General features: G+C 78.4%; 1 protein-coding gene and 1 pseudogene. Both read right to left on the bottom strand.

Annotated features, from left to right (window positions below; genetic code table 11):
• Positions 1-304, bottom strand: a pseudogene (locus FV230_RS29060) (phage tail tape measure protein); the annotation flags it as partial.
• 27 nt (positions 305-331) lie between these two features.
• Positions 332-517 carry a phage tail assembly chaperone gene (locus tag FV230_RS29055; protein WP_147844810.1) on the bottom strand — a complete coding sequence of 62 codons (186 nt, stop codon included), beginning with the start codon at positions 515-517 and terminating at the stop codon, positions 332-334.
• Between the last annotated feature and the right edge of the window lie 103 nt (positions 518-620).

Raw genomic sequence — 620 nt, 5'->3', positions numbered from 1 at the left:
GCACCCGGCCGCCCTGAAGCACGCCGCCGCGGGCGAACGCCGCGTCCGCCCCCACGCTCGAGCCGAGCAGGCCGTCGACCAGGCCGGTGAGGCCGGTGCGGACCGGCTTGAGCGCGGCCTGGACCGCCGCCCCGGCGAGCCGCGTGCCCAGCGACCCGAGCACCCCGTCGAGCTGCCGCCCGGAGCTGAGGCTTCGGGTCAGGGCCGTCGACAGGCTCTGCCCGAAGCGCTGGGCGAGCTTGTCCAGGGTGTCGAGCTGCTTGATGCGGGCGGCGTTCGCCCGGTCGAGGTCGGTCTCCGCCATGGTGGCCTCCAGCGACGCGGACGGGCGTCAGGTTGCGTCCGGATGGTCGGCGATCAGCCGCGCCAGCCCGTCGCGGCCGAGCGCTCCGCCCCCGGTGCGGAGACCGGCGGCGGAGAGCAGCTCGCGCGGCGTGGCGCGCCAGAAATCGCGCGGGCGCCAGCGCAGGCGCCCGAGCCCGAGCGCCAGCGCGTCGTCCCACGGGAAGGCGGGCATCGGGCCCGGCGCGCTCCCGCCCGTGGGGCTCAAGGGTCCGCGGGCGGTTCCTCGAAGGCGGCGACGAGCGCCTCGCCGAGGGCGCCGGCGAGGGGCTCCAGGC

The organism is Methylobacterium sp. WL6, from assembly GCF_008040095.1.
In the GTDB taxonomy this organism is placed as follows: domain Bacteria; phylum Pseudomonadota; class Alphaproteobacteria; order Rhizobiales; family Beijerinckiaceae; genus Methylobacterium.
Note: the sequence above shows the minus strand (reverse complement) of the source record. Positions and strands in the feature narration are given on the sequence as shown.

What these genes read in the sequence shown, in the direction of transcription:
- FV230_RS29055 (WP_147844810.1), bottom strand. Translation starts at nt 517, where the DNA reads ATGCCCGCCTTCCCGTGGGACGACGCGCTGGCGCTCGGGCTCGGGCGC.